The organism is Actinoplanes sp. 13, assembly GCF_056134165.1.
Genome location: NZ_JBVYOQ010000012.1, coordinates 162534 through 188853 on the forward strand (window position 1 = coordinate 162534; position 26320 = coordinate 188853).

Here is a 26320-nt window from a genome sequence, read left to right on the forward strand (position 1 = left end):
CACGTGGTGTGTCCGCGCAATCGCAGCGAGTACGAGAACTGTCGATCTGTCGATGAAGTGGGTATGGTCGGACCGGTTCCCACCCGGGGACCGCCGCCTAATCGCCCGTTGCGGCGAGCCGGGGAACCATATTTCCTCCGGGGTGAATCCGCAGTTTGCGGTAGGGATTTCCTTCGTCCCGAACCCGTCAGCTAACCCGGCCGGCGGCCGACGGAAGGAAATGTCTGTGCAGGAACACACTGCGCGGCGACGATTGGCGGCGGTAATGGCGCTGCTCGTCGCCGTGTGCGGGCTGGTCATCGTGGCGACGCCGGCGTCCGCGGCCCCCGGTGACAACGGCGACGACGGCGAGGGCGGCTCGAAGTCGCTGATCACCCAACTCGAGGACGCCACCCGTGGCTTCGTGGATGCCAAGAACAAGTTGAAGAAGTCCAAGGAGCAGCAGACCAAGCTCTCCGCGGAGCTCAAGCGCCTGGAGGCGGCGATCGGGCCGCAGCAGCAGGCGCTCGACGAGATCGCGCAGCAGGCGTACACGACGGGCCGGATCGGCCCGATGTCCGCCCTGGTCACCGCCGCTTCGAGCGAGACCTTCCTGGACCGCGCCGAGGCCCTGGGCGTGATCGCGGCGCAGCAGAACGCCGCGATCGCCGATCTCAAGAAAACTCTCACCGACCGGCAGCGCGCCAAGATCGCCATCGACACGGCCATTCGTGACCAGCAGAAGCAGGTCACCGTGATGGCCAACAAGAAGACCCAGGCGGAGACCGCGCTGGCGAAGGCGAACCAGGGTCAGGACGCCGGTGATGCGCCGTCCTCCGGCGGCGGAGGCAGTGCCAAGGCCGAGCCGGGACCGACCGGCGGTGGCTGCTCCGAGAACGACCCGACCAGCGGCGGCTGTCTCACCCCGGCGACGCTGCACGCGATGAAGCAGGCGAAGGCGGCCGGCTTCACGCGGTTCGTGGCCTGCTGGCGCGAGCAGAACAGCGGTGAGCATCCGAAGGGCCGGGCCTGCGACTTCGCCGCCGACAAGAACGGCTTCGGCGGCGACGCCACGGGTTCCAGCAAGACCTACGGCGACAACCTGGCGGACTACTTCATCGCCAACGCCGACGAGCTGAACGTGCTCTACGTCATCTGGTACCGCCGGATCTGGCTGGCCAGCAGCGACCGGTGGAAGTCGTACAGCGGGGCGGGCGGCGACCCGTCCAGCGACCATACGAACCACGTCCACCTGTCGGTGAACTAGCAGGTTGCCGGGAGTACGAGCCCTACTTGCGCATGTAGGCCTCGTACTCCCGCATCACCTCGTCGGTCGGCCCGTCGGCCCGGATCAGGCCGGACTCCAGCCAGATGCTCCGGTCGCAGGTGTCCCGGATCGACTGCTCGCTGTGGCTGACCAGGAAGACCGTGCCGGCCTGGGCGCGCAGCTCACGGACCCGCGCCTCGCTGCGGCGGCGGAACTTGGCGTCACCGGTGGCCAGCGCCTCGTCGATCAGCAGGACGTCGTGCTGCTTCGCGGCGGCGATGGAGAACCGCAGGCGGGCGGCCATGCCGGACGAGTACGTCCGCATCGGCAGCGAGGAGAAGTCACCCCGCTCGTTGATGCCGGAGAACTCGATGATCCCGTCCTTCTTCGCCCGCACCTCGGCCGGCGACATGCCCATGGCCAGGCAGCCCAGCTCGACGTTGCGCTCGCCGGGCAGCTCGTTCATCAGCGCGGCGTTGACGCCCAGCAGGGACGGCTGGCCGGCGGCGTAGATCTTGCCCCGGGCCACCGGCAGCAGGCCGGCGACCGCCCGCAGCAGGGTCGACTTCCCGGAGCCGTTGCTGCCGATCAGGCCGATCGCCTCGCCGCGGTACGCCACGAAGCTCACGCCCTTGACTGCGTGCACCTCGCGGACGTTCGCCGACCGGGAGCCGGTGACCAGCCGCTTGAGGCTGGCCACGGGACTGCCGCTGCCCGGCGACGCCGAGCTGTGCACCTTGTAGATGACGTGGGCGTTGTCCGCGATGACGGTGGGGACGCGCTCGTTGTCAGCCACGGCCGTAGCCCTTCTCTCCGCGCCAGAAGTAGACGAAACCGCCGATGCCCACGACCAGGGTCCAGATCACGGCCTGGGTCCAGAGCAGCGCCGGCGGGCCGGCCAGCTCCACGTCCTCCATCAGCGCGTGGCGCATCAGCTCGATGAAGATGAGCAGCGGGTTCGCCTCGACGACGGCCAGCTTCCAGCCGGACAGGTGGTCGGCGAAGAGCTGCACCGGGTAGAGCACGGCCGAGCCGTACATCCAGAAGCGCATGACGAACGGAATCAGCTGCTTGACGTCGCGGACCTTGGCGCCGAACTTCGCGGCGGCCAGGGCGAGCCCGGTATTGAAGATCGACTGGAGCAGCAGCACCGGCAGGACCAGCAGCCACTGGGCGGTGATCGGCTCGCCGGTGATCAGCATGATGCCCATCAGCACGGCCAGCGCCACGACGAAGTTGCGGATCTCCACGAGCGCCACCGACAGCGGCAGGCTGGCCCGCGGGAAGTGCAGCGCGCGGATCAGCCCGAGGTTTCCGGTGATCGCGTTGATGCCGGTTCCGACGATCGACTGTGTGAATTGGAACACGAACACGCCGGCACAGAGGTACGCGATGAAGTTCTGCACACCGTCGCGGCCACCCAGGATCACGCCGAAGATCACGTAGTAGACCGCGGCGTTGATGATCGGGGTGAGAACCTGCCAGACCATGCCGAGCTTCGTGTTGCCCAGCGCCGAGGACATCTTCGCGCTCGCGTGCGCCTGGATGAAATGCCGGTAGGACCACAGCTGGCGTGTGTACTCGAGGAGGCCTGGGAGGCGTCCTGAAGCGCTCAGGCCGTGCCGTCGGGCCAGCTCCTTGGGGGAGAGCCCGGCGCCGGCCTCGGCGACCGCCGTCTCTGGCATGGGGTGGTGCTCCGATCCAGTAGGCCCGAAGGAGGCAGCGGGTTCCACATGTAGAAGCATGACAGGCACCCGGCGCCACCGATGGAACGGGTTCGTATCGACGTGGCTGTTGACGGTAGCTGACCAAACGGCGGAACGCAACCGTTACGTCGTAGCGCTATAGTGACTCTGTGGCGACAGTAAAGCGCGCACCAGCCGGAGCGGCGGTGCTCCGAGGCGACATCACCGTGGCGATCCGCAACGCGGTCATGAACGAGTTGGCGGAGGTCGGTTACGGCCGATTGTCCATCGAGGCGGTGGCCCGCCGCGCGGGGGTCGGTAAGACCGCGATCTACCGGCGGTGGAGCAACAAGCTCGAAATGGTCATGGAGATCATCTCGGACGTCGCGGAGCGCAAGGTGCCACTCCCGGACACCGGGAGTTTCGCCGGCGATCTGGCGCTGCTCATGATGATCGTCAGCAAGGCGCTCCAGCACCGGATCGCGTCGCAGATCATCCCGGACCTGATGGCCGAGGCCGCCCGGAACCCGCAGATCGCCGAGACCCTGCAACGGGCGCTGCGCACCCACCAGCAGTCGGTGGGAGAGAAGCTGGTCGGTCAGGCGGTCACCCGCGGTGAACTGCCCGAGGGCACCGATGCGCACCTCGCCGTCGACCTGATCCTGGGCCCGCTCTACTGGCGGCTCGCGGTCGCCCGGCAGCCGCTGAGCGACGACGCTCTGGAGAAACTCACCGTGGCTGTCACGGCGGCGCTGAAGGCAACCACCACCGACTAGCAACCAGAGAATCTCTTCGCCGCGCCCGGTGGGGGTCGAAGGAAAGGGCTGACCCCGACGCACCCCCCGGAGGCGGCTCTGTGAATTCCTTGCTCGAGACCCGTGTCGGCACAGCTGTGCTGGACACCACAGTGCTGGACGCGGCCGCACTGCTCGCCATCGCCATGGGTGGAGCGTCCGACGTCGGCACCTGCCCGGTGACCGGGCGCCCCGCGACGGTGACCGACGATGCCGTGGTCGGCGCCTGGCGCAGCGCCGACGGGGTGGTCCGGCTCCAGCTGCGCACCGACGGCACGTACGCCGGAGCGGTGGCCGGGCGTCGCCGCCAGGCCCGCGGGACGTACCGGATCGACGGCGCCTCGGTGCTGCTGCGCGACGACTCCGGCCTGAACACCCCGGTCACCGTCCACGACGGCGAGCTCGAGATGGCGGGACACCGGCTGTTGCCGGTCTGAGAACACGCCGCCGACTCCTCATGTCGGCGCCGCATCGGCCGAATCCAGAAGCATGCGTCGTACGAGGATCGTGATCAGCCTGGCCGCCCTGCCGCTCGTTCTCAGTGGCTGTGCCGCGATCGGCGCCGCAGGCGTCGCCGGGGACTCGTCGGCCACGCCTGCGGCCGGTGACTCCTGGGTCCTCGTGGACGCCGGCAAGCGGACGCCGAGCCCGGCGCCGAAGCGGGGCACCGCGACGCCGACCACCGACCCCACGGTGCCGGCCCCGGCCCCCGACCCCAGCTGCACCAAGCTCTGGCCGCGGACCGAGCCGGTGATGATCCCGGTCGAGGTGACGCCCGGCGCGGGCTCGCTGAAGGTGGAGTGGCCGGCGCAGTACCCGTCGAACTACCGGGTGACCGCGGTGCCGCAGGATCTGGTCACGGGCCGGCAGCCGGAGCCGGTGTGGAAGAACGTCCCGCCCGGCAGTGGGTGCACGGTCACCACGACGATCAGCGGGCTCACGCCCAACCGGGCGTACATCGTCTGGCTGGACGCGCCGAACACCGGGCGCGAGGTCGACGGGACGCGGTATCTGTACAGCGGGCGCTCGGGCGTGGTCCATCCCCGGTAGGTCTCACGGCGTGGTCGGCAGGCCGGCGGCCTTCCAGGCGGCGAATCCGCCGTCCAGGTCGGTCGCCTTGTGCAGGCCGAGGTCCTGCAGGGAGGCCGCGGCCAGGCTGCTGGTGTAGCCCTCCTGGCAGGTGACGATCACGGGGAGCCCGTAGTCGCCGGCGAACGGCAGGCGCGCATCCGACCGGGGGTCGAGGCGCCACTCCAGCACGTTGCGTTCGATCACCACGGCGCCCGGGATCTCGCCGAACTCGGCGCGCTGCGCGGCCGGGCGGATGTCCACCAGGATCGCGCCCTCCTCGATCGCGGCCTGCGTCTCGGCCGGCCCCAGCCGCCGCAGCCGGGCGCGGGCCTCGGCCAGGATCTCGTCGATGCCCTTGGATCCGGGTGGCGGTGTGGTCACCACTGCGCGCCGGCCCGCTCGACAGTGAGCACCTCGAGGCCGGTGGGGGCGACGCGGTACTTGGTCATGGTGGTCAGAGCCGGCCCGTAGACGTGGATGCTGACCGCCGGCCGGGCGGACCTGTTGATGATCCGGTGGATGTGCTGCGCGCCGAACCGGCGGCCCGCGCCCTCGCCCAGCTCGCGCGAGACGATCCGCGGCGTGCCGTCGGCGCCGGTGGACACGGTGTCCTCGGTCAGGGTGCCGCCGTGGACGTGGAACGCACCCGCCGAGCCGCCGTGATCATGGATCTCGGTGGCCTGACCGGGCAGCCAGGTGAGGAGCCACACCTCGTAATCATCCGCCACCGCGAGCCGGTGGTACCACCGGTCCACGGGATTGAAGCGCGGCGCCACCGGCCACAGGCCGGGCAACGCGGAGAAGTCGCGGGCGACGGCGAGATGATCGTTCATCATGGCTCCTTTATAGCCTATAGGTTAGATAGGTTTTACCACGGGGGTGACCCGTGTGGGTACGGAACTCGCGAATCGGACGGGGCGGGCGGTATCGAAAGAGGCTTAGTGAGCTATGCCTCTTTCCGAACCAGGCGCGAAAAACTTCAATGCGCAATGAGGTCGATACGCTGCGTCGACCAAAGTGGCCTGTCTGTCACCAGTTCGGCCTACCCGCCTCCGCCGTTACGGCGGAATTGCTGGTCAGCCGGTCCCTGGCCCATCGAGATGGCTATATCGTGAGCGGCGCCGCCGAGAACCGGTTGCCGGAGGCCGCCCGCGACCCTCCTCCGATGCCCCGATGAACGAGGACGGACAAGTGTTGATGTCTCGCCGCGGCCTGCTCGCCGCCGGCCTCACCGTCGCCGTGATCAGCACGATCGGAGTCGCATCGACTCTCAACGCGGGCGCGGAACAGATCCCGGACGCGCCGGCGCCGGCAGCGGCTCCCGCCGCCCCGTCGGACGAAACCGCCGACGCGCCCGCCACCGTGACGCCGCCGGCGTTGCTGCCGTGGGGTGAAAAGCCGCGCAGCATCCGCAAAGGACGCAACGGAGCAAGCAGCAAGTCGCTGAAGGCGGCCGGCCTCAGCGCCGCCCCCGACACGGTGAGCGAGTCCCGCGGCAACCGCTACGCCCCCAAGGGACGGTCACCGCGGACCGGGGTCCACAAGTCGCGGACCGTGGTGCCGCCGGTGCCGGCGCCCGCGCCGTCGTCGACCGCGAACGCCGCCGCCCCCAGAGCCGACGTCTTCTTCCACTACAACGTCGGTTCCCAGCGCGCCACGGCCGACGGGGCGTACGCGAACCTGACGATCAGCAAACCGGCACTGCAGACGGAGGACTACCACACGCTCGCTGAGGTGGCTGTGCGGTCGGCGGACCAGAAGCACACCGTCGAGGTGGGCTGGACCGTGGACCGTGAGCTCAACGGTGACGACGACCCGCACCTGTTCGTCTTCCACTGGGTCGACGACAAACCCGCCTGCTACAACACCTGCGGCTTCGTGCCTTGGGAAGACATCAAACCGGGCGCCACGCTCCCGCAGGACACCCCGAAGCGTTTCGGCATCCAGTACGCCGGTGGCGCCTGGTGGGTGGCGTACGACACCGGTTGGGTCGGCTATTTCCCCGGTGAGAACTGGGGCAACAAGTTCGAGAAGACCGGCCTGGTGCAGATGTTCGGCGAGGTCGCGGCGGCCAAACTCGAGACCTGCACCCAGATGGGGAACGGCCTCCCGTCCTTCCAGGGCAAGGCCACCAAGATCGGCAGCGTGGCGTACCTGGAGGGGCCCGACCCGGACATGTTCGTGTACAGCCAGGTCCGTGGCCCAGGCATCCCCGAGCTCCCCAACGGCCAGGCTGTCCCGTCCCCGATCTTCCCGATCTACGCGAAGACGAAGGCGAGCGCCCGCACCTTCCGGATCGGCGGACCCGGCTGCGCGCCGGTGGAAGAGCCGGAAGAGCCGAAGGGCTGACCACCGGATCGACATGATGCCCGGTTTCCCGGCAGGGAGCCGGGCATCGATGTTTTCCCGGGTTTCCGGGCCACCCCTTGAACCGGTCCGCGTGCCAGGATGTACATCCGGGTGGCCGGGCGGAACCCGAGGGGAGCTGGCGCCGATGAAGCGACGGGTGAGCCCCGACGAGCAGCTGATGACCGCGCTCTACACCGAGCACTATGCCGTCCTGATCAACTTTGTGTCCCGGTACGTCTCGGACCGGCACAAGGCGGAGGACCTGGTGCAGGAGACTCTCCTACGGGCCTGGAAGCACATCGACCACCTCGACCCGGAACCGGGCCGAACCAGGTCGTACCTGCTCACCATCGCCCGTAACGTGGTGACCAACGCCTGGCGTGCGGAACAGCGCAGGCCACGCCTGGTCGCCGACGAGAACGCGGTCAACTCGGCGCCGTCGGCGGACAACGTGGATCAGATGGTGGAGGGCTGGCTGGTGGCCGAGGCGATGGAACGCCTCTCGCCGGAGCACCGTGCCGTCATCCAGGCGATGTATTACGAAGGGCAGAGCGTGGCCGATGCCGCGCGGAAGCTGTCGGTGCCGGAGGGCACGGTGAAATCACGCGCCTATTACGCAGTGCGCGCGCTGCGCACCGTCTTCGAGGAGATGGGGATGCTGCGATGAGCGGACGAAGTGAGCTCAGGAACGGGCTCGGCGCTTCTCACGGCGGCCCGGAGCGAAGCGGAGGGGTGTCATGAGCGACCTCGACGAACACGACGCTCTGCACCGGTTGCTCGGCGGCTATCTGCTGGGCGGACTCGACGAGGCCGACACCGATCGGCTCGACGAGCATCTGCACGACTGCGCCGACTGCCGGGCCGAACTGGACCGGCTGGCGCCCGTCCCGGAGATGCTGCAACGCCTGCCGGACGCGCGGCACCTGGGTGGCGGTGCTCCGCTCGCGGTCTCGCCGACCGCCCGGCCCAGCCCGCAGAACATCGAGGGTCTGCTCAGCCGGATGCGGGCGGAGAAGACCAGGGAGACCCGGGTGGCACGGGTGCGGTGGCTGGCCGCCGCCGCGGTCGTGCTGATCGCGGCCGCCGCGATCGGCTACGGGATCTTCACGAACGGCCGTGTCCAGCCGGGTACGGTGCCGGAAGCCCTGCCCAGCGTGACGCTCGTGACGTCGCAGTTCGAGGCGGCGCCCGGCAGCGGGATGACCGGCTCGGCCGTCCTGACCCCGAAACAGTGGGGCGTCGCGGTGGCGCTGGACGTGAGCCGAATGAGCGGCCAGGGACCGTTCCTGTGCCTGGTGCGCAACAAGGACGGCAGCACCGAGCAGGCCGCGGCCTGGGGCGACACCGCCAACGGCGCCGCCGAGGTCAGCGGTGCCAGCTCGGTGAAGATCGCTGACGTCGACGCCGTCCTGATCACCGACCGGGACGGAAAACTGCTTGGCACGGCGGCAGTCACCTGAAAGATGGGGGGGTATGCGACCCGACTTCCGCGTACCCCCGAAACTTCACCCCGGTGACCGCGTCGCGGTCGTCTCGCCCTCGTTCGCCGCGCCGGGTGCCTTTCCGGCGGTGCACGAGCAGGCGATGCGGCGGATCCGCACGGAGTTGGGCCTGGAACCGGTGGAGTTCCCCAGCACCCGGCGGATCGGCGCCACGCCGGTCGAGCGGGCCGCCGACCTGACGGCGGCCTGGGCCGATCCCGAGATCCGGGCCGTCTTCGCCACCATCGGCGGCGATGATCAGATCACCGTTCTGCCGCACCTGGACCCGGCGCCCTTCCGAGCCGATCCGAAGCCCTTCTTCGGCTTCTCGGACAACACCAACCTGCTGAACTGGCTGTGGAACCAGGGCGTCGCCGGGTACCACGGCGGATCGACCCAGATGCACCTCGGGCCGGGCGCGGCTCTTCGGCCACAGCACCTCCAGTCGTTGCGGGCGGCCCTCTTCGAGACCCGGGACCTGCTGATCGAACCGGTCGACGAGTTCACCGAGGAGGAGGTCCTCTGGGACGACCCGCGCTCGCTCACCGAGTCGGCGCCCCGCACCCCCTCCCCGGGACGGGTGTGGCACCAGCCGGACCGGGTGGTGAGCGGCCCGTCGTGGGGCGGCAACCTGGAGATCCTGCACTGGAACCTGGCGGCCGGCCGCTGGATCCGGCCGGTCGGCGACTACGCCGGGTGCGTCCTGCTGCTGGAGACGTCCGAGGAGATGCCGCCCGCCGAGGAGGTCTTCCGGATGTTGCGCAACGCGGGTGAGCGTGGGCTGTTGCAGCAGTTCCCCGCGGTGCTGGTGGCGACGGCGAAAGCCACCCACTTCGCGGCGCCGCGGCCGGTGGAGGACCGGCAGAGATACCGCGAGGAGCAACGGGAGGCGGTGCTTCGGGCGCTCGCCGGCTATCACTCGGAGGCGATGGCGGTGTTCGGGGTGGATTTCGGGCACACCGATCCGCAGTGGGTGTTGCCGTACGGCGGCCGGATCACCGTGGACGGCCCGAACCGCCGGGTCATCGCCCACTACTAGGGCCTAGGCGGTCCGGCGGTACTCGCGTTCGGGAGCCGGTGACGCAGCCGTCCTGCAGGCGGCGGCCAACGCCATCCGGGCGGCGGTAGCTGATCGGGCCGCCGGGCCGCCGGTGTGCCGCAGCAGGGCGTCCAGCCGTGCGGTGAGCTCCGCCCGGCGGAACGGCTTGGGCAGGTAATCGTCGGCCCCGGCGTGCAGCGCGGTCATGATCTGCTGCCGGTGCACGTCGGCGCTGACCACCATGATCGGGATCTCTTCGAGGTCCGGGACGCCGCGGATCCGGCGGCACAGGTCGATGCCGGAGCCGCCGGGCATCCGCACGTCGATCAGCGCGGCGTCGATGCCGCCGCCCCGGGTGAGAAGGTCGAACGCGCCGTCCGCGTCGGCCGCGGTCACGACGTCGTACCCCAGCCTGCGTAGCGCCATGGTGAGCAGCTCCCGATGATCGAGATCATCATCGGCGATCAGAACGGTGGGCACGCAGGTCTCTTCGGCACGGTAGGCAATTCACTGAGAGCGACGGAGGGTGGGCTTGTGATCAGGGTGGCTGAGGCGGACGAGATCGATCGTCTCCGGGAGATCGAGGTCGCGGCGGGCCGGCAGTTCGCCGCGTACGGCATGGACGAGATCGCGCGGGACGAGGCGTTGCCCGCTGCCGAGCTGCTCGCCTGTCAACAGGACGGCCGCGCCTGGGTGTACGTCGATCCTCCGGGCGAGCCGGTCGCCTATCTCATCGCCGAGTGGGTGGACGGCGTCGTGCACATCGAGCAGGTCTCGGTCGACCCGCGGCACGCCGGCCGCCGCATCGGCGCCGCCCTCGTCGAGCATGTCGCCGGGTGGGCCCATGACCGCGGGTCGGCGGCGCTGACCCTGACCACGTTCGCCGAGGTTCCGTGGAACGGGCCCTATTACGAGCGGTTGGGTTTCCGTCCGCTCGCTGCCGGTGAGCTGACCCCGGGGCTCCGCGAGATCCGGGCCGCAGAGGCCGCGCACGGCCTGGACCGATGGCCCCGCCTGGCGATGCGCCGCGATCTCTAGCGCTCACCCACCTCCCGGGTCGGCGTCCTCGCTCAACTGTGCGATCTCCACGAGGGCTCCTAAGGTGAGGGGCATGCGTGCTGCCGTGTTCAACGAGCCAGGTCCAGCCCAGTCCGTGCTGCGCAACGTCGACCGGGACCTGCCGTTGGCCGGTGCCGGCGAGGTGCGGGTGCGCATCGTTCTCTCCGCTGTGAACCCGACCGACACCGGCACCCGGGCGGGCCGGGGCGTTCCGGACGGCGTGGCTCCGCCCCGCGTGCCCAACCAGGACGGTGCTGGTGTGGTCGACGCGGTCGGTGAGGGCGTGCGGGATCTTGAAGCCGGTGATCGCGTCTGGGTGTGGGACGCCGCCTACGCCCGCGCCGACGGCACTGCCCAGGAGTACGTGGTGCTGCCGCGTCACCAGGTGGTGCGCCTGCACGAGGAGGTGCCCTTCGAAGTCGGTGCCGCCCTGGGCATTCCGGCGCTCACCGCGCACCGCTGCCTCACGCTCGCGGCCGACGGCCCGGATCGTCTGGCACCGGGCGCCCTGACCGGCCGGACCGTCCTGGTCGCGGGCGGAGCCGGGGCCGTCGGTAACGCCGCGATCCAGCTGGCCAAGTGGGCCGGCGCCACCGTGATCACCACGGTCAGCTCCGCGGGGAAGGGCCGGCTCGCCACCGCCGCCGGAGCCGATGCCGTGATCAATTATCGCGAGGAGGACGTTGCCGTCCGGGTCCGCGAGCTGACCGGAATCGGCCCCAACGTCATCGTCGAGGTCAACACCGAAAATCTGGACCTGGACATCGACGTGATAGCCCCGGGCGGGAACGTCGCGATCTACGTGCCCGGCAAGTTCACCGTGGCCGGCTTCAAGGCGATGCTGAAGAACGTCAGCCTCGACTTCGTCCTCACCTACACCACCACGCCCGAGGAGAAGACCAACGCGGTCGAGGCGGTGGCCGAGGCCGTGAACAGCGGCGCCTTCCGGGTGGGTGACGAGGCCGGCCTGCCGATCATCCGCTTTCCGTTCACCGACGTCGCGGGCGCCCACGAGGCCGTTGAGGGCCACGCCGTGGGAAAGGTGGTCATCGACGTGACGCCCGCCTGACCGCGCCCGCCCGCGTCAGGCGAGCAGCGCGTCGGCGACCCGCTCCACTCCGCGGCCGTCCACAGCGGACCAGCCCCGCGCGGCCAGCAGCGTCCGCTCGGCCGGATCGGTGAGCAGCCGCGCCAGGACCGAGGGGGCGGACGCGTCGAAGTCGCCCAGCCGGCCGAGTCCGGCGGCGTAACCGTTGGCGATGGTGCGCTCATACCCGAGGATCTGGTTGTCCACCACCCAGAGCAGCGCGGCAGCCCGGCCCAGGCAGAGCAACTCCCACGTCGACGTTCCGCTGGCGCTGATCACCAGGTCGGCGTCGATCAGCAGCTTGGGCAGGTGATCGGTCGGCGAGATGATCTCGAAGCGCTGCCCGGGCCCCGGTGCCACCTCGAGCAGCTCGGCGCGAAGGCTGTCGTCGGCAGCGATCACGGTGGCGTCGAACGGCACCCCGCTGTGCGTCAGCAGACGTGCGGCCTGCGGCGCGGCGCGGTAGGCGTCGGTGCCACCGAAGAAGGCCACGACCTTCGGGGTACGGGTCTCGGCGTGCACCGGTGCGGCAACCGGCCGTAACTGGCGCACCGAAGACCGCAACAGCGCGTAGTCGAGGCCGGCCAGCCGCACGTCCCCGACCTCGAGCACCGCGTCGAGATTCTGGTCGACGTAGATGTCGGCGGTCTGACCGCGCGGCTCACCGTCCACGATGGCCAGCACGCGCCGGCCCGTCCGGCGCACCGCCACGCTCTGCTGCGGCGGCAGCGTGTACGAGTCGATCACCACCGCATCCAGGTCGAGCCGCTCGACCGCCGCGACCAGGCCGACGGCGTCGTAGGGCGCGGGATGCCAGGGCAGCCCGCGCTGTTCGAGCTGGGACGCCGCCCAGGAGACGCCGCCCAGGTCGCTGAGGAAGTGCACGTCCACGCCGCGAGCGGTCAGCTCCTCGGCGAGGGCGACGCACCGCACCAGATGCCCGACCCCGGTCTTCGGTCCGGCGTCGCACCGGATCCCGACGACAGTCATGAGCGACCTCCGTCGTACCACCGAATGATCATGCCTGGTCGAGCTGCTTCTGGCGGACGTGGGAGTTGAGCGCCGCGAGGTCCGGCTGGTCGGCGAGCCAGTCGGCCAGGGTGCGGACCGCGACCGGGGCGTCGCCGAAGTGGTCGATGACCGCCTCGATCAGCTTCCAGTCGTCCTCGGTGTCCAGGGTGAGCCGCAGGTGCGAGAGGTCCGGCTGGACGGTCAGGCCGATGACGTCGAAGTCCTCCGGGTGCGAGTAGATGTACGACGTCACGTGCGTCCGATGGTGCTGGTACGCCAGCTTGTCGATCTCCTTGAGCACCCGGGCCCGGACCACCTCGACGTCCAGGCCGCGCGGCAGCGTACGCGTGATCGAGGTGGTCAGATAGTCCACCTCGGCCGCCGCGAACACGTGATGCGCCCGTGCCACCAGCCGCGGGTCGAGCAACGGGCAGTCCGCGGTGAAGCGCAGCACGGTGTCCGCGGTGTGGGTGTCGAGGACGCCGAGGAACCGGGCGAGCACGTCGTCGACCGGGCCGCGGTGCCAGGCGACGCCGATCCGCTCGCACTCGGCCACGATCGCGTCGTCGTCGGCTTCGACGGTGGTTGCGACGACCAGGTCGTCCAGGACGCCGCTGTCCCGGGCGGCGCGGACCACCCGGTCGAGGACGGTCCGTCCGGCCAGGCGGCGCAACACCTTTCCGGGAAGCCGGCTGGAGCCCATCCGGGCCTGGACGATGCCGAGAGTGCTCATGATCTTCCTTTGCGAAGGGCCTTGCGGGCGATGACCAGCCCGGCTTTGGCGGCTCGGTAGCCGAGGGATCCGCTGAACATCGCGATCTGGGCTTTCGCCCGGCCCAGTTCGGCATCGCGCTTGCCCAGCTCGGCCTCGAAGAAGTGGTTGCGTTCGGTGGCTTCGGCGAGTTGCCGGCGCAGCGTCTCCACCTGCACCTGGTGCTCGCGCCGGATGTCAGGGGCGGACTGCGGGCCGGGCACGGGCGGGGTGCCGGGCAGTCCGGCCGCCCCGGCGAGGACTTCGGTGAGCCGGTCCACGTCGGTGATTCCCGGCCAGGGGTGGGCGTACCCGCCGGTCAGCAGGGTGCGGGCGAAACGGCTGAGCGCGTCGGCGCGGTCCGGAACGCCGGGGTCGAGGCGGGCGAGTCCGGCGGCGTCCGGCGGGGACGGCACGATCACGTTGTCCGCGGCCGTTTCCGGCAGCGTGGCCATCCAGTCGGTGAGCAGCCGGCGCAGGGCCGGCAGGTCGTGCCGGAGTGCGGCGGTGAGCAGCATTTCTTCGAGCAGCCGCCCGGTCGGCAGGGGCCCGTCCGCCGCCCGGTCGCCGCGCACCACCCGCCGCTGCCATCCGTCCGGGCCGCCGGCCACCTCGACGACGGAGGTGTCGCCGGCGATCAGCGCCGGCGGCACCGGGAACGCCACGGTGGGGCGTGGGCCCAGGTGGGCGACGGCCAGCCAGCCGGGTGCCAGCTCGGTGCCGAGACCGCGGCGCACGGCCGCGGCGGCCATCCGGCGAGGATCACTCAAGACCGTTTTCGATGATTGGTACGCGGACGCGACCACCGCCGCCACGAAAGCCGCCAGCGGGTCCAGCGGCCCGTAGCGCAGCGTCTCGGGGGTGGCCAGCATCGCCGGCTCACCGGGCAGCGGCCAGACGGCGGCCAGCCCGGAGACCGGCAGTCCTTCGGCGCCGAGGATCGCGGCGAGCCGGTCTGCCCGTCCCGGCGCGGTGCCGAACTCGCCGAGCGGCCGCCAGTCGCCGGTCCCGGGCGCGGTCGGCGTCCCCGGGTCGACGAGGCGGTGGACCCCGAGCTCGTTCTCCACGGCGAGCAGCAGGGTCCCGCCGGGACGCAGGGTGCGCTTGAGGGCGCGTACCGCGTCGATCCAGTCGTACTGCGGTCCTTCGGGGGAGCAGAGCCGGCCGACGCCGTCCAGGGCGACCACGGTGTCGTAGCGTTCGTTCTCGGCGAGTTTGGGCAGCGTGCCGCAGAGCACCCGGACACCCCGCCCGGCCAGGCGTTCCGCCTCGGGCTGGGAGCGGACCAGGCAGGTCACCTCGAGCCCGGGGGCGAGCGCGTCGATCAGGGCGTCGTCGTGCGGCCCGGCGACCAGCACCCGGGTCAGGGCGGGCAGCCGGTCGAGCAGGTGCCGGTAGAGGTGGCCGCCGGCGGGCGGGCGCTCCTCCACGTATTCCGGCATCTCGCCGCCGATCATCTGGATCATGCCGCCACCTCCTCGAGGCGCCGGTCCGGCGCCGAGGTCCAGCCCAGGGTGGCCCGCAGCTCGGCGGGGGAGGCCAGATATCCGTCGCCCAGCTCGGCCAGCGCGGTGGCCAGGGCGGTCACCGGGTCCGGGGCGACGCCGTGCAGCTCCGGCCATTCGCGGCGGATCCGTTCGGCGGTCGGCGTGCTCTCCCGGGCCAGGTGCATCGGATCGCCGTAGACGGCCGGCTCACATCCCGCCGCCACGCCGTAGAGCACCGCGCTGCTCAGCCGGTTCGACGCCACCCGCCGGTGCCGGCGCAGCTCGGTGAGCTGCTTGTGCAGGAAGCGGGTGTCGGTCTGGTCCCGCATGTAGCCGCGGTACCCGTGGCAGATCACCCGGCCGGCCCGCTCGTACGCGGCGCGGATCCGGCTGTCCTGGTACTCCTGCCAGTACAGGCAGAAGGTGACCGGGCCGGGCTCGGTGGCGGCGATCTCGTCGATCAGCCGCCGGTGGTCGCCGTCGACCTTCTGCCCCTCCCAGCCGTGGAACGGGTACCAGATGGTGCCCTCCCGCGACTCCTCCGCCGCACCGGTGTCCGGTGTGGACCGCATCAGGTAGAGGAAGGGCGCGCCGATGACCGTGGCCTTCGGCCGGCCCATCGACCACGCGCGCCGCCGGGTCCGTTCGGACCAGACGAAGATCGGCAGGCCGGGCGCGTACGGCGTACCGGCGCCCAGCCCGTCCACCACGTTCCAGCCGTGCTGCAGATAGCCGTCGACCCGGGGCGGATCGGCCGGGTTCAGCCCGCAGTACCCGGCCAGCACGTGGGCGTGGCCGTAGAAGTGGTTGCCGTGGTGCACCCGCTAGCTCCCGAGGATGCCGCGCAGCACCTCGACCACGCGGTCCTGGTCGGCGTCGGCGAGGTCGGCGAAGAGGGGCAGGGAGAGCTGCTCGGCGTAGAAGGCCTCGGCCACCGGGCACATGCCCCGGCGGTATCCGAGGTCTTCGAAGACCGGGTGCCAGTAGGCCGGGATGTAGTTGACCTGCACTCCGATGCCGGCGGCGCGCATCCGGTCGTACACCTCCCGGCGGCGGCCGGCGAGGATGCGTACCGGATAGAGGTGCCGCATCGGGTCCGACTCCGGCCGCTGCGCCGGAAGGCGCAGGCCGGGCACGTCGGCCAGCAGCTCGTCGTAGCGGGCCGAGAGGTACGCGCGGCGCGCCTTGAACTCGCTCAGCCGCCGCAGCTGCGAGCTGCCCAGCGCGCACAGGACGTCCGGAAGGCGATAGTTGAGGCCGAACTCGGGCACCTCGTACCACCAGCCGCCCTCGTCGGCATGGCGCAGCTGGTCGCGGACCACTCCGACGGTGCGGAAGCTGCGTACCCGGGCCAGCAGGTCCGGCCGGATCGACGCGACCGCGCCGCCCTCGGCGGTGGTGAGGTTCTTGGTCGGGAAGAACGAGAACGTGGTCAGGTCGGCGAGGGTGCCCACCGGCCGGCCCTTGTAGGTCGAGCCGATCGCGTGCGCGGCGTCGCCGACCAGGACCGCCCCGGCGCTCTCGGTGACCTTGCGCAACCCGTCGTAGTCGGCCGGGACGCCGGCGTAGTCGACCGCGCTGATCACCCGGGTGCGCGAGGTGACGGCGGCCTCGGCCGCCGCCGGGTCCAGGTTGGCGGTGTCCTCCTCGACGTCGGCGAAGACCACCTTCGCGCCGAGCAGGGCCGCGCCGGAAGCGGTGGCCACGAACGTCATCGGGGTGGTGACCACCTCGTCGCCGGTCGTCACGCCGGCCGCCGCGTACGCCGCGTGCAGCGCGGTGGTGCCGTTCGTCACCGTGACACAGGGCGCGCCGGCGACCCGGGCCAGGTCGGCCTCGAAGTCGGCGACCCGCGGCCCGGTGGTGAGCCAGTCGCTGCCCAGGGCGGCGACCACCGCCTCCACGTCGGAGGAGTCGATGGACTGACGTCCGTAGGGCAGCATCACTTCTCCGCGAGCAGGGTGCGCATGTCGTCGACGGAGAGCCAGAGGTCGTTGTTGTCCGAGCGGTAGTTGAAGCCGTCGGCGACCGGGTCGCCACCCTCGGGAGCCTCGTAACCCCAGCTCGCGGCGACCGGCTGGACCACGTACCGGTCCTTGAAGCGCAGCGTGCGGCGGCTGTCGTCGGCCGCGATCATCTCCTCGTGCAGCTTCTCGCCGGGACGCATGCCGACCTCGTGGGTCGGTGCGTCCGGCGCGACCGCCTCGACCAGGTCGACGATCCGCATGCTCGGGATCCGGGGCACGTAGAGCTCGCCGCCGCGCATCACGTCGAACGAGTCGACGACGAACTCGACCGCCTGGTCCAGGGTGATCCAGAAGCGGGTCATCCGCTTGTCGGTGATCGGCAGGCTCTTGCCCTCGGCGGCGAGCTTGCGGAAGAACGGGACCACCGAGCCGCGGCTGCCCATCACGTTGCCGTAGCGCACCACGGCGAGCCGGGTCGGGTGGGTGGCGGCGTAGTGGTTGCCGGCGATGACGATCTTGTCGGCGGCCAGCTTGGTGGCGCCGTACAGGTTGATCGGGCTGGACGCCTTGTCGGTGGAGAGCGCGACGACCTTCTTCACCTCGGCGTTGATCGCGGCGTCGATGACGTTCTGCGTGCCGTTGATGTTGGTGGCGACGAACTCCGACGGGTTGTACTCCGCCGTGTCGACCTGCTTGAGGGCGGCCGCGTGGACGACGTAGTCGATGCCGTGCATGGCCCGGGACAGGCGCTCGCGGTCCCGGATGTCGCCGATGAAGAACCGCAGGCGCGGGTCGTCACCGAACATCTGGCGGACCTCGTACTGCTTCAGCTCGTCACGCGAGAACACGACGATGCGGTGCGGGTCCAGGTTGTCGAGCGCGTACCTCAGAAAGGCCTTGCCGAACGAACCGGTGGAGCCGGTGACAAGGATCGAGGAGCCGGCGATTTCAGACACGTTTGTTCTCCGGGGGGATCAGCGATAGGCCGGTACGAGCCGGAAGCATAACCAGCTCGATCGGCATTTCCACAGCTGCGCGGAAAGGCAAGTGTCAGTTCATTTTCAGTTAATCCGGCATTGGTCGGCAGGACTATGGGGCTGCGAGAAAGTAGGACTCCTCTGATCACCCCCCACCATGGAGTACCACGTGAGTGAGCTGCAGAAACTGCGTGACGCGTTCCGTACCGCGCTTGACCTTCCGGCGGACGCGCCCGTGGACGAGCTGCGCTACCAGGACTTCGAAAAGTGGGATTCGCTGGCTCACATGTCATTGGTCGCGACCATCGAAGATGAATTCTCGGTAATGATCGACACCGACGATGTCATCAATATGTCCAGTTTTACCGAGGCCGTGCGAATCCTCGGTAAATACGGGGTGGACGTCAAGTGAGAGTCGCCCTCGTGACGGGGGCGTCGCGCGGCATCGGCCGGGCGACCGCGCACCGTCTCGCCGAGCAGGGCTACGACCTGATCCTGCACGGCCACGGCGAGGCCGGCGTCGCCGAGGCGGCCGCCGCACTCGCCGGCAAATTCGGGGTCACGGTCGCGCACTCGGCCGGTGACATGGCCGACCCGGCCACCAGCAAAGCGCTTGCCAGGCTCGCGTTCGAGCGGTTCAAGCGGCTGGACGCGCTGGTGGTGAACGCCGGCACGCACGCGGCCGGGATGCTCGGGATGACCGACGACGCCACCATCGGGCGGCTCTTCGCGGTCAACGCGGCCGGCGCGGCGTACACGTTGCAGAACGCGGTCCGGCTGCTGGCCCGCGGACAGGACCCGGCCGTCGTGCTGACCGCCTCGATCACCGGTACGCACGGTGTCGCCGGCCAGGCCGTCTACGCCGCCTCCAAGGCCGCCGTGATCGGGCTGGCCAGGTCGGCCGCCAAGGAGCTGGGCCCGCGTGGCATCCGGGTGAACGCCGTGGCGCCCGGATTCATCGCCACCGACATGCTCGACACGTTGGACGAGGCCGGTCGCGCCGAGCGCATCGCGGACACCGCCCTCGGCCGTCTTGGCACCGCCGAGGACGTGGCCGACGTGATCGCCTTCCTGCTTTCCGATCAGGCCCGCTTCGTCACCGGACAGGTGATCGGGGTGGACGGGGGATTGACGCTGTGAACCTGCTCCATCCGGACGCCCGCGTCGTCGACGCGGTCACCGGCGAGTCCCTGACGCCCGCGCTGATCGACGCCGCGGCGGCCGAGCTCACCGCTTCGGGCGGCCGGGGCCCGCTCTTCCTGCCGATGCCGTCGACGGTGCCGGCGGTGGCGCGTTACCTGGCCGCGCTGCGACTGGGCCGGCCGGTGGTGCTGCTCGACCCGGAGGCCGACCACACCGGCCTGATCGGGCGTTACACGACCGGCGAGGTGCACCCCGATCTGGCTCTGCTGCTCACCACGAGCGGCTCCACCGGCGACCCGAAGCTGGTCCGGCTGTCCCGGTCCGCGGTGCTGGCCAACGCCGGTCAGGTGGCCGAGAGCCTGGGCATCACCGGGGAGGACGTCGCGATCACGACGTTGCCGCTGTTCTACTCCTACGGGCTGTCCGTGCTCCACTCGCACCTGCTGCGGGGCGCGACGGTCGTGCTGGAGCGGACCGGCATCATGCAGAAGGACTTCTGGACCGCCGTCGACACGCACGGGGTGACATCGCTGGCCTTCGTCCCGTACCAGTTCGAGATGCTGAGCCGGCTGCGGTTCGACCCGGCGAAGTTCCGTTCGGTGCGGACGATCACCCAGGCCGGCGGCCGGTTGCGCGCCGATCTCATCACCGATTTCGCGCAGCGGATGGCCGGCGCCGGTGGCCGGATGTTCGTCATGTACGGCCAGACCGAGGCGGCGCCGCGGATGGCCACCCTGCCGCCCGGCCGGATCGCCGACAAGCTCGGCTCGGTCGGACTGGCGATGCCCGGCGGCGCGTTCACCATCGAGGACGGCGAGGTGGTCTACCGCGGCCCGAACGTCATGATGGGGTACGCGGAGAGCGGCGCCGATCTGGTCAGAGGTGACGAACTGGGCGGCGTGCTGCGCACCGGCGATCTCGGCCGGCTCGACGACGAGGGCTTCCTGTTCATCACCGGCCGCCTCAAGCGGATGGGCAAGGTGTTCGGGGTCCGGATCAACCTGGACGACGTCGAGCGCCACTTCCCGGTCGCCGCGGTGGCCGGCGACGACAAGCTGCACGTCTTCGCCGAGGGCATCTCCGCCGACGAGGGACGGGCCCTGCGCACGAAGATCGCCGAATGGCTCGGCACCCACTTCACCGGGGTGCAAGTGCGCCCGATCGAGGCGCTGCCGCTGTTGCCGAACGGCAAGACCGACTACCGGGCGCTGGAGGCGTCGTTGTGAGTGTCTTCACCCTGCCGCAGGCCGCCAAGGAAGAAGTCCTGCTGAAAGAGCTGTCCGCGCTGGTCTCGCTGCATCGCGAGCGGTGCGAGCCGTACGCGCGAATTCTGGACGCCTCCGGCTATGCCGGGGCGTCGGAGATCGCCGAGCTGCCCTGGCTGCCGGTCCGTCTCTTCAAGACCCTGCAGCTGAAGAGCATCCCGGACGACGAGGTCTTCAAGGTCCTCACCTCCAGCGGTACGACCGGTGAGGTCAGCCGGATCTACCTGGACAAGGCCGCCGCGGCGGAACAGACCCGCCGGCTCGGCGCCACCTTGCAGACCGTGCTCGGCCCGAAGCGGCTTCCGATGCTGATGGTCGACTCGAAGGGGATCCTGAAGGACCGCCGTTCGTTCAGCGCCCGGGGCGCGGGTGTGCTGGGCATGGCCACGTTCGGCCGGGACCACCAGTGGGCGCTCGACGTCGAGGGCAACGTCGACCTGGACGGCATCCGCGACTTCCTGGCGAAGCACGGCGATCAGCCGTTCCTGATCTTCGGGTTCACCTTCCTGGTCTGGTTGCACCTCTACGAGATCGCCCGGGACAACGGCCTCGACCTGAGCAACGGCATCCTGATCCACTCCGGTGGCTGGAAGAAGCTCGTGGACCAGGCCGTCTCGCCCGAGGAGTTCCGGTCGCGCCTGGCCGGCGTCGGCCTCACGAAGATCCACAACTACTACGGCATGGTCGAGCAGATCGGGACGATCTTCCTTGAGGGACCGACCGGTGGCTCGCTGTACTGCCCGGACTTCGCGGACGTGGTGGTCCGCGACCCGGAGACCTGGGCGGAGCTGCCGCCCGGCAAACCGGGTCTCCTGGAGGTGATCAGCACCCTGCCCACCTCGTACCCGGGGCACGTGCTGCTCACCGAGGACCTGGGCGTGGTGCACGGGATCGACGACGGCGACTGGCCGGGCAAGCGCTTCTCGGTGCTGGGCCGGCTGCCCCGCGCCGAGGCCCGGGGTTGCTCGGACACGTACCGGGAGGCGGCACAGTGATCACTTTCCGATTCGGCGCCGAGGGCGATCTGACCGCTCCGTCCGAGGATCGGCTCACCGTCGGCGACCCGCGTGTCGTCGACTTCCTGGCCCGGCTCGCCCGCAAGCTCCTCGCGCCCGCGGTGGCGCGGCGGCACCCGGAGCTGGGCTCGCTGGGTTACTTCCTGCGCCCGGCAGAACTCAGCCGGGCGGTGGAGAAGATGGCCCGGCAGGACGCGCTGGTCTTCCCGCGCGGCAACGTCTTCCACGTGCCGCCGGCCAATGTGGACACCATCTTCGTGTACTCCTGGGCACTCTCCGCGCTCGCCGGCAACCACAACGTGGTGCGCATCTCGTCGCGGTCGGCGGGCGCCGCCGAGGTGATCCTCGACGCGCTCAACGAGATCGACGCGGACCCGATCATCGGGCGCACCCAGCGGATGGTCACCTACGGGCGGGACGACGCGGTCACCGGCGCCCTCAGCAAGTGGTGCGACCTGCGGGTGATCTGGGGCGGCGACGTCGCGGTGGACACCATCCGCAAGCACCCGCTGCGGCCGTCCGCGCGGGACCTGACCTTCCCGGACCGGACGTCGTGGGCGGTGCTGTCCGTGCCCGGGTGGCGGGCCGCCGACCCGGGCGCCCGGCGCACCGCGGTGGTCGGGTTCGCGAACGACGCCTACTGGTTCGACCAGGCCGCGTGCTCCTCCCCGCGGACCGTGTTCCTCGTCGGCGGGCAGGCCGATGCCGCCGAGGTGCGCCGGGAGTTCCTGGACCTGCTGCTCGACGTCGTCGACCAGCGGGGCTGGATCGTCGACGCGGCGATGGCGGTGGAGAAGCGGGTCAACGCCTACGGGCTCGCGGCGACCGGAGCGGCGTCCGCGGTGGACTTCCCGGACAACCGGATCACCGCGGTCACCCTGACCGGGACCGTGGCGGCCCCGCGCCGCTGGATCGGCGCCGGCGCGTTCCCTTTCGCCGAGGTGAATTCCTTGCTCGATCTGGTGCCCGCGATGAACCGGCAGGACCAGACCGTCAGCCACTTCGGGTTCACCCCTGCGGAGCTGCGCGCTTTCGCCACCGAGCTGGGCGGTCGCGGTGTCGACCGGATCGTGCCGTTCGGCTCGGCGTTAACGTTCGGTTCACTCTGGGACGGCTATGACCTGCCCAGCGAGTTCACCCGGCTCACTACTTTGCTGACGTGACTCAGACGCTTGCCGAGCCGGTCGTCTCCGCACCGGCTCAGCCGGCTGCCCGGCGTTTCGCGCGGCTGTGGTGGTCCCTGCTGCCCTGGCTGATCCCGGCCGTGGCGGCGGTGTGGGTGCTGCGGGACGCGGAGACGCCGGACCGGCAGATCGCCGTCTACGCGGCGTACTTCGCGCTGGCCGTGGTGCTGCCCGGCACGCTGGTGTTCCGGGCGCTGCTGGGCAGCCGCGGCAACTGGCCGGAGGACCTCGGCCTCGGCGCCGCCACCGGCCTGCTGGTCCTGCTGGTGGGCTGGGCGCTCGCCGCCGCCACCGGGCAGCAGCAGCTGCTGCCCGGCTGGCCGGCCCTGATCGTGCTGGTGTTCCTGCTGGTGCCGAGGCTGCGCCGGCACTGGCGGCCGGCGGCCGGTGAGCCGCTGCCGCTGGGCTGGTCGTGGGCGATGGCCGGGGTTCTGGTGCTGGTCGTGGCGTGGAGCGTCCCGGTGTTCAACGGGGTCCCGCGCCTGCCGGCGAGCGTCGAGCTCTATCCGGACCTCTACTACCACCTCGCGCTGGTCCACGAGATGACCCGGTCGATGCCGTTCCGGGTGCCGCAGCTGGCCGAGGAGACGCTGCGCTACCACTACCTGTCCGACGCCGACATCGCCGCGGCCAGCATGATCACCGGGATCTCCCCGGTCACGGTCTTCCTCCGGCTCTGGATCCTGCCGGTCATCGCTGTGGCGGTCGTCGTCTTCGCCGCGCTCGGCCGGAGCGTGAGTGGCCGCTGGTGGGCCGGCCCGGTGGCGGCGCTGCTCGGCTTCGTCGGCCAGACCGTGGTCGCCGGAGCGCCGGCCGGCCCGCCCGGCATCGGACTGCCGATCAGCCTGCTCAGCCCCTCCCAGACGTACGCGATGCCGCTGATCGGCCTGTTCGTGGTGATCGTGGTGGACGCGTTGCGCGGGCGATCGCTGCGCTGGGGCTGGGCTCTGCTGCCGGTGCTGGCGGTGGCCTGCGCCGGGGCCAAGGCGAGCGTGCTGCCGCCGCTTGCGGCCGGCCTGCTGCTGGCGATCGCGGTGACCCTGGTCTTCCGGCGTCGGATCCCGTGGACGGCGCTGTGCCTGCTGGCGGTCACCGCGTTCGGCATGGTGGTCGGGCTGCGCCTGTTCGCCGGTGGCGGCGCGGGCACGCTGGAGGTGCAGTTCCTCGCCACGGTGCGCTGGTTCTCGCCCTACCAGCAGATGCTCGGCGGCGAGGACGGCGTGGACCGCGGCGGGCTCTGGCCGCACGGCGTCGCGAACGCCGACGTGGCCGGCCGCTGGTTCGTCGCCTGGGCCGTGGTGTGGTGGCTGCTGGTGCAGGGGCCCCGGCTCGTCGGCCTGGTCCTGACCCCGCGCCGACGCGACGAACAGGACACCGTGCCGTGGCTGATCGCCGGCATCGTGATCGCCGGGACGCTCGCGATGTGGCTGCTGTACCACCCGTCGGCGAGCCAGATCTACTTCTTCAACGCGGTGCTGCCGTTCTGCGGGGTGCTGACCGCGTGGGCCCTCGCCGACCGGGCGCGGAGCTGGTGGGTGCCGGTCGCCGGCGCGGTGTCCGGGCTGCTCTGGGCATGGCTGGCGCCCGTGGTCGAGGCACCGGTGGAGCCGACCCTCGGCGCCTGGGCGTGGGCGCTGGCCGTACCCCTGCTGAGGACCGCGGCGCTGGCAGCCGGGGTCGCGCTGATCGCCGTGCTGATCTGGCGGCGCCGCGCCCTGCGGGCGGTGCCGGTGGCCCTGATCGCGGCGCTCGCCGCGGCCGGCCTCTTCTCCTCGGTGCAGAACAGCGTGAAGTACATCGCCGACCCGGCCGAGCCCCGGACCGGGACGAAGTCGACGGTCCGGGTCAGCGAGATGCGCGCCGCGCTCTGGCTCGACGAGCACGCCGGCCGGGATGACGTGGTCGCGACGAACGTGCACTGCATGCCGATGTGGGCGCCACACATGTGCAATGCGCGCGCGTTCTGGGTCGCCGCTCTGACCGGCCGCCGCGTGCTGGTCGAGAGCTGGGGTTACTCGGACAAGACGGTGGCCGCGAACGGCGAGAACGGGTTGCGGTACGTGTATCAGCCGGCGCCCGACCCAGAGATCTTCGCGCTGAACGAGCGGGTGTTCCGCAAGGGTGATCCGGCGGCTGTGGCCAGGCTGCGGGACGAGTACGGCGTACGGTGGCTGTTCGCGGACATCCGGGCCGGCCGGGTGTCGCCGAAGCTGGCCTCGGTGGCCACGGTCCGCCAGCAGCGTGGGCTGGTCACCATCTACGAGTTGAGGTGACGGTCGGGTTAACCCTACTGTCGATCGGGCGGCTCGCGGGATCGGAGAGGGGGCTCCGGATGCCTAGCGTAAGTGACATGACGACGACATATTCCGGTGTTGAGACGAGCTCGGGTGTGGCCCGGCGCTATCTGCGCCAGCTGGGCATCGACACCCAGTACGTGCTGCTCGGCTTCCCGCTCGGCCTGATCACGCTCGTGCTCTGCGTCACCGGCTTCGCCGTCGGCATCGGCACCGCGATCATCTGGATCGGCCTGCCCATCCTGGTCGCCTCGCTGGCGATGTCCCGCGGGTTCGCCATCCTGGAGCGGGCCCGGATCGGGCCGGTCCTGGGCCGGCGGGTGCCGCACCCGGTCTACCGCTCGGCCCGGTCGCAGGGCTGGGTGCGCCGCAGCATGGCCCCGTTGACCGACGCGCAGTCCTGGCTCGACCTGCTGCACGGCGCCTTCCGCTTCATCCCCAGCACGCTGGCCTTCGCCTTCGTCCTCACCTGGTGGGCGGCGACCCTGGTCGGGCTGAGCTACCCGCTGTACGACTGGACGATCCCGCACACGCCGGACAACTACGAGCTGCCCGAGCTGATCGGCCTGGGCGACTCGATGGCCGCCCGGATGTTCGTCAACGTCACCATCGGGCTGTTCTTCGCCGTCACGCTGTACCCGGTGGTCCGTGCCGCCGCGCTGCTCGAGGCGTTCTTCGCCAAGGGCCTGCTCAGCGGCGTCGACAAGCTGCGGCAGGAGGTCGCCCAGGCGAACGCCGACCGGGACGTCGCGCAGCAGCAGAAGGCGGCCGCGGTCTCCGCCGAGGCGGTCGCCCTGCGCAAGCTGGAGCGGGACATCCACGACGGCCCGCAGCAGCGCCTGGTGCGCCTCGCCATGGACCTGGGCCGGGCCGAGCAGCAGTTCGGCACCGACCCGGAGGCGGCCCGCGCCACCGTGGCCGAGGCGATCTCCCAGACCCGCGAGACGCTGGACGAGCTGCGGGCCCTGTCCCGTGGCATCGCCCCGCCGATCCTGGTGGACCGGGGACTGCGTGCCGCGCTGACCGCGCTCGCCGGCCGGTGCACGGTCCCGGTGGACCTGGACGCCCCGCCGCTGGACCGGATGGACCCGGCCGTCGAGTCGACCGCGTACTTCGTGGTGGCCGAGGCCCTGACCAACGTCGCCAAGCACAGCCACGCCAACGAGGTGCAGGTCAGCGTCGAGCGGATCGCCACCGGCCTGCTGGTGACCGTCTACGACGACGGCGTGGGCGGCGCCAGCCTCGCGAAGGGCCACGGCCTGGCCGGGCTGGACGACCGGGTGCGGGCGGCCGGCGGGGTGCTCGCGGTGGACAGCCCCGAGGGCGAGGGAACCCGGCTCACCGCCGCCCTCCCCATCTGAGCCCCGTGCACTTCCCTGCGTGTGGATTTCGGGTTCGTATGTGGGCCGAACTC

At 70.7% G+C, this 26320-nt stretch carries 28 protein-coding genes and 1 riboswitch; of the genes, 17 read left to right on the forward strand and 11 right to left on the reverse strand.

What is annotated here, in order from left to right:
- Nucleotides 1-84 precede the first annotated feature (84 nt).
- Nucleotides 85-222, forward strand: a riboswitch (cyclic di-AMP (ydaO/yuaA leader).
- Entirely contained in the window at nucleotides 221-1246 is a 1026-nt protein-coding gene (locus AC0NH5_RS23630; protein ID WP_474407484.1) for a coiled-coil domain-containing protein, read from the forward strand. Its footprint overlaps the riboswitch before it by 2 nt.
- A 22-nt stretch (nucleotides 1247-1268) precedes the next feature.
- Here the strand turns inward: AC0NH5_RS23630 and AC0NH5_RS23635 are convergent, their stop codons facing one another.
- On the reverse strand, nucleotides 1269-2042 hold the full coding sequence (locus AC0NH5_RS23635; protein ID WP_474407486.1) for an ABC transporter ATP-binding protein: 774 nt from the start codon (nucleotides 2040-2042) through the stop codon (nucleotides 1269-1271).
- Entirely contained in the window at nucleotides 2035-2931 is an 897-nt protein-coding gene (locus AC0NH5_RS23640; RefSeq protein WP_474407488.1) for an ABC transporter permease, read from the reverse strand. The genes AC0NH5_RS23635 and AC0NH5_RS23640 overlap by 8 nt, the downstream gene beginning before the upstream one ends.
- A 170-nt stretch (nucleotides 2932-3101) precedes the next feature.
- On the opposite strand from AC0NH5_RS23640, the gene AC0NH5_RS23645 reads away from it, so the two are divergent.
- The 3 genes from AC0NH5_RS23645 to AC0NH5_RS23655 all read left to right on the forward strand — a co-directional run bounded on the left by AC0NH5_RS23645 (nucleotide 3102) and on the right by AC0NH5_RS23655 (nucleotide 4775).
- Complete coding sequence (locus AC0NH5_RS23645) at nucleotides 3102-3707, forward strand: TetR/AcrR family transcriptional regulator (protein ID WP_474407491.1); 606 nt, start codon at nucleotides 3102-3104, stop codon at nucleotides 3705-3707.
- An 80-nt stretch (nucleotides 3708-3787) separates the two neighbouring features.
- Nucleotides 3788-4162, forward strand: a complete 375-nt coding sequence (locus tag AC0NH5_RS23650; protein WP_474407494.1) for an Atu4866 domain-containing protein — start codon at nucleotides 3788-3790, stop codon at nucleotides 4160-4162.
- A 52-nt stretch (nucleotides 4163-4214) separates the two neighbouring features.
- Nucleotides 4215-4775 (forward strand): hypothetical protein, encoded by a 561-nt coding sequence (locus AC0NH5_RS23655; RefSeq protein ID WP_474407496.1) that lies wholly within the window; start codon nucleotides 4215-4217, stop codon nucleotides 4773-4775.
- A 3-nt stretch (nucleotides 4776-4778) separates the two neighbouring features.
- Here AC0NH5_RS23655 and AC0NH5_RS23660 read toward each other — a convergent pair whose 3' ends face one another.
- A complete protein-coding gene (locus tag AC0NH5_RS23660) occupies nucleotides 4779-5177 on the reverse strand; it encodes a rhodanese-like domain-containing protein (RefSeq protein ID WP_474407499.1) in 399 nt (132 codons plus the stop codon).
- On the reverse strand, nucleotides 5174-5629 hold the full coding sequence (locus AC0NH5_RS23665) for a cysteine dioxygenase (protein WP_474407502.1): 456 nt from the start codon (nucleotides 5627-5629) through the stop codon (nucleotides 5174-5176). The genes AC0NH5_RS23660 and AC0NH5_RS23665 overlap by 4 nt, the downstream gene beginning before the upstream one ends.
- Before the next feature lie 364 nt (nucleotides 5630-5993).
- Here AC0NH5_RS23665 and AC0NH5_RS23670 point away from each other — a divergent pair, with 364 nt between their 5' ends.
- The 4 genes from AC0NH5_RS23670 to AC0NH5_RS23685 all read left to right on the forward strand — a co-directional run bounded on the left by AC0NH5_RS23670 (nucleotide 5994) and on the right by AC0NH5_RS23685 (nucleotide 9665).
- A complete protein-coding gene (locus AC0NH5_RS23670) occupies nucleotides 5994-7145 on the forward strand; it encodes a neprosin family prolyl endopeptidase (RefSeq protein WP_474407620.1) in 1152 nt (383 codons plus the stop codon).
- 145 nt (nucleotides 7146-7290) lie between these two features.
- On the forward strand, nucleotides 7291-7812 hold the full coding sequence (locus AC0NH5_RS23675) for a sigma-70 family RNA polymerase sigma factor (RefSeq protein ID WP_474407505.1): 522 nt from the start codon (nucleotides 7291-7293) through the stop codon (nucleotides 7810-7812).
- Nucleotides 7813-7882: 70 nt separating this feature from the next.
- Entirely contained in the window at nucleotides 7883-8605 is a 723-nt protein-coding gene (locus AC0NH5_RS23680; RefSeq protein ID WP_474407508.1) for a zf-HC2 domain-containing protein, read from the forward strand.
- Nucleotides 8606-8618: 13 nt separating this feature from the next.
- A complete protein-coding gene (locus AC0NH5_RS23685; protein WP_474407511.1) occupies nucleotides 8619-9665 on the forward strand; it encodes a S66 family peptidase in 1047 nt (348 codons plus the stop codon).
- Nucleotides 9666-9668: 3 nt separating this feature from the next.
- Here the strand turns inward: AC0NH5_RS23685 and AC0NH5_RS23690 are convergent, their stop codons facing one another.
- On the reverse strand, nucleotides 9669-10145 hold the full coding sequence (locus tag AC0NH5_RS23690) for a response regulator transcription factor (RefSeq protein ID WP_474407512.1): 477 nt from the start codon (nucleotides 10143-10145) through the stop codon (nucleotides 9669-9671).
- Between the two features lie 54 nt (nucleotides 10146-10199).
- On the opposite strand from AC0NH5_RS23690, the gene AC0NH5_RS23695 reads away from it, so the two are divergent.
- Entirely contained in the window at nucleotides 10200-10703 is a 504-nt protein-coding gene (locus AC0NH5_RS23695; RefSeq protein ID WP_474407515.1) for a GNAT family N-acetyltransferase, read from the forward strand.
- Between the two features lie 73 nt (nucleotides 10704-10776).
- Nucleotides 10777-11793 carry an NADPH:quinone reductase gene (locus AC0NH5_RS23700; protein ID WP_474407518.1) on the forward strand — a complete coding sequence of 339 codons (1017 nt, stop codon included), beginning with the start codon at nucleotides 10777-10779 and terminating at the stop codon, nucleotides 11791-11793.
- A gap of 15 nt (nucleotides 11794-11808) precedes the next feature.
- Here the strand turns inward: AC0NH5_RS23700 and AC0NH5_RS23705 are convergent, their stop codons facing one another.
- Genes AC0NH5_RS23705 through pseB form a run of 6 tightly spaced genes read right to left on the reverse strand, consistent with a single transcriptional unit; the run spans nucleotide 11809 to nucleotide 17983 of the window.
- The gene (locus AC0NH5_RS23705) at nucleotides 11809-12801 is read right to left on the reverse strand and encodes a PseG/SpsG family protein (RefSeq protein WP_474407521.1); all 993 of its coding nucleotides are present in this window, start codon (nucleotides 12799-12801) and stop codon (nucleotides 11809-11811) included.
- Nucleotides 12802-12829: 28 nt separating this feature from the next.
- Nucleotides 12830-13558, reverse strand: a complete 729-nt coding sequence (locus tag AC0NH5_RS23710; protein ID WP_474407622.1) for a cytidylyltransferase domain-containing protein — start codon at nucleotides 13556-13558, stop codon at nucleotides 12830-12832.
- Nucleotides 13552-15039, reverse strand: a complete 1488-nt coding sequence (locus AC0NH5_RS23715; protein WP_474407524.1) for a hypothetical protein — start codon at nucleotides 15037-15039, stop codon at nucleotides 13552-13554. The genes AC0NH5_RS23710 and AC0NH5_RS23715 overlap by 7 nt, the downstream gene beginning before the upstream one ends.
- Complete coding sequence (locus AC0NH5_RS23720) at nucleotides 15036-15881, reverse strand: hypothetical protein (protein WP_474407527.1); 846 nt, start codon at nucleotides 15879-15881, stop codon at nucleotides 15036-15038. Before AC0NH5_RS23720 ends, AC0NH5_RS23715 begins: the two co-directional genes overlap by 4 nt.
- 3 nt (nucleotides 15882-15884) lie before the next feature.
- The gene (locus AC0NH5_RS23725) at nucleotides 15885-17003 is read right to left on the reverse strand and encodes a DegT/DnrJ/EryC1/StrS family aminotransferase (protein WP_474407529.1); all 1119 of its coding nucleotides are present in this window, start codon (nucleotides 17001-17003) and stop codon (nucleotides 15885-15887) included.
- Nucleotides 17003-17983: a UDP-N-acetylglucosamine 4,6-dehydratase (inverting) gene (gene pseB, locus AC0NH5_RS23730; protein WP_474407530.1), complete on the reverse strand. Its 981-nt coding sequence runs from the start codon at nucleotides 17981-17983 to the stop codon at nucleotides 17003-17005. The genes AC0NH5_RS23725 and pseB overlap by 1 nt, the downstream gene beginning before the upstream one ends.
- Nucleotides 17984-18173: 190 nt before the next feature.
- Between pseB and AC0NH5_RS23735 the strand changes: the two genes are divergently transcribed.
- The 7 genes from AC0NH5_RS23735 (at nucleotide 18174) to AC0NH5_RS23765 (ending at nucleotide 26267) form a co-directional block, all read left to right on the forward strand.
- Nucleotides 18174-18416, forward strand: a complete 243-nt coding sequence (locus AC0NH5_RS23735; protein ID WP_378027657.1) for an acyl carrier protein — start codon at nucleotides 18174-18176, stop codon at nucleotides 18414-18416.
- Nucleotides 18413-19144, forward strand: coding sequence for an SDR family NAD(P)-dependent oxidoreductase (locus AC0NH5_RS23740; RefSeq protein WP_474407533.1), 732 nt, complete (start codon nucleotides 18413-18415; stop codon nucleotides 19142-19144). The genes AC0NH5_RS23735 and AC0NH5_RS23740 overlap by 4 nt, the downstream gene beginning before the upstream one ends.
- Entirely contained in the window at nucleotides 19141-20373 is a 1233-nt protein-coding gene (locus tag AC0NH5_RS23745; RefSeq protein ID WP_474407535.1) for an AMP-binding protein, read from the forward strand. The genes AC0NH5_RS23740 and AC0NH5_RS23745 overlap by 4 nt, the downstream gene beginning before the upstream one ends.
- Entirely contained in the window at nucleotides 20370-21407 is a 1038-nt protein-coding gene (locus AC0NH5_RS23750) for a LuxE/PaaK family acyltransferase (protein ID WP_474407537.1), read from the forward strand. Before AC0NH5_RS23745 ends, AC0NH5_RS23750 begins: the two co-directional genes overlap by 4 nt.
- Complete coding sequence (locus tag AC0NH5_RS23755; protein WP_474407539.1) at nucleotides 21404-22591, forward strand: acyl-CoA reductase; 1188 nt, start codon at nucleotides 21404-21406, stop codon at nucleotides 22589-22591. Before AC0NH5_RS23750 ends, AC0NH5_RS23755 begins: the two co-directional genes overlap by 4 nt.
- Nucleotides 22588-24885: a hypothetical protein gene (locus AC0NH5_RS23760; protein ID WP_474407542.1), complete on the forward strand. Its 2298-nt coding sequence runs from the start codon at nucleotides 22588-22590 to the stop codon at nucleotides 24883-24885. The genes AC0NH5_RS23755 and AC0NH5_RS23760 overlap by 4 nt, the downstream gene beginning before the upstream one ends.
- A gap of 77 nt (nucleotides 24886-24962) precedes the next feature.
- A complete protein-coding gene (locus AC0NH5_RS23765) occupies nucleotides 24963-26267 on the forward strand; it encodes a sensor histidine kinase (protein WP_474407544.1) in 1305 nt (434 codons plus the stop codon).
- The last annotated feature ends 53 nt before the right edge of the window (nucleotides 26268-26320 follow it).

Excerpts from the sequence above, each read along its gene's own strand:
- AC0NH5_RS23765 (WP_474407544.1), top strand. The coding sequence starts at position 24,963 with ATGACGACGACATATTCCGGTGTTGAGACGAGCTCGGGTGTGGCCCGG.
- AC0NH5_RS23670 (WP_474407620.1), top strand. The coding sequence starts at position 5,994 with ATGTCTCGCCGCGGCCTGCTCGCCGCCGGCCTCACCGTCGCCGTGATC.
- AC0NH5_RS23655 (WP_474407496.1), top strand. The coding sequence starts at position 4,215 with ATGCGTCGTACGAGGATCGTGATCAGCCTGGCCGCCCTGCCGCTCGTT.
- AC0NH5_RS23705 (WP_474407521.1), bottom strand. The coding sequence starts at position 12,801 with ATGACTGTCGTCGGGATCCGGTGCGACGCCGGACCGAAGACCGGGGTC.
- AC0NH5_RS23685 (WP_474407511.1), top strand. The coding sequence starts at position 8,619 with ATGCGACCCGACTTCCGCGTACCCCCGAAACTTCACCCCGGTGACCGC.
- AC0NH5_RS23675 (WP_474407505.1), top strand. The coding sequence starts at position 7,291 with ATGAAGCGACGGGTGAGCCCCGACGAGCAGCTGATGACCGCGCTCTAC.
- AC0NH5_RS23725 (WP_474407529.1), bottom strand. The coding sequence starts at position 17,003 with ATGCTGCCCTACGGACGTCAGTCCATCGACTCCTCCGACGTGGAGGCG.
- AC0NH5_RS23700 (WP_474407518.1), top strand. The coding sequence starts at position 10,777 with ATGCGTGCTGCCGTGTTCAACGAGCCAGGTCCAGCCCAGTCCGTGCTG.
- AC0NH5_RS23665 (WP_474407502.1), bottom strand. The coding sequence starts at position 5,629 with ATGAACGATCATCTCGCCGTCGCCCGCGACTTCTCCGCGTTGCCCGGC.
- AC0NH5_RS23630 (WP_474407484.1), top strand. The coding sequence starts at position 221 with ATGTCTGTGCAGGAACACACTGCGCGGCGACGATTGGCGGCGGTAATG.
- AC0NH5_RS23680 (WP_474407508.1), top strand. The coding sequence starts at position 7,883 with ATGAGCGACCTCGACGAACACGACGCTCTGCACCGGTTGCTCGGCGGC.
- AC0NH5_RS23640 (WP_474407488.1), bottom strand. The coding sequence starts at position 2,931 with ATGCCAGAGACGGCGGTCGCCGAGGCCGGCGCCGGGCTCTCCCCCAAG.
- AC0NH5_RS23715 (WP_474407524.1), bottom strand. The coding sequence starts at position 15,039 with ATGATCCAGATGATCGGCGGCGAGATGCCGGAATACGTGGAGGAGCGC.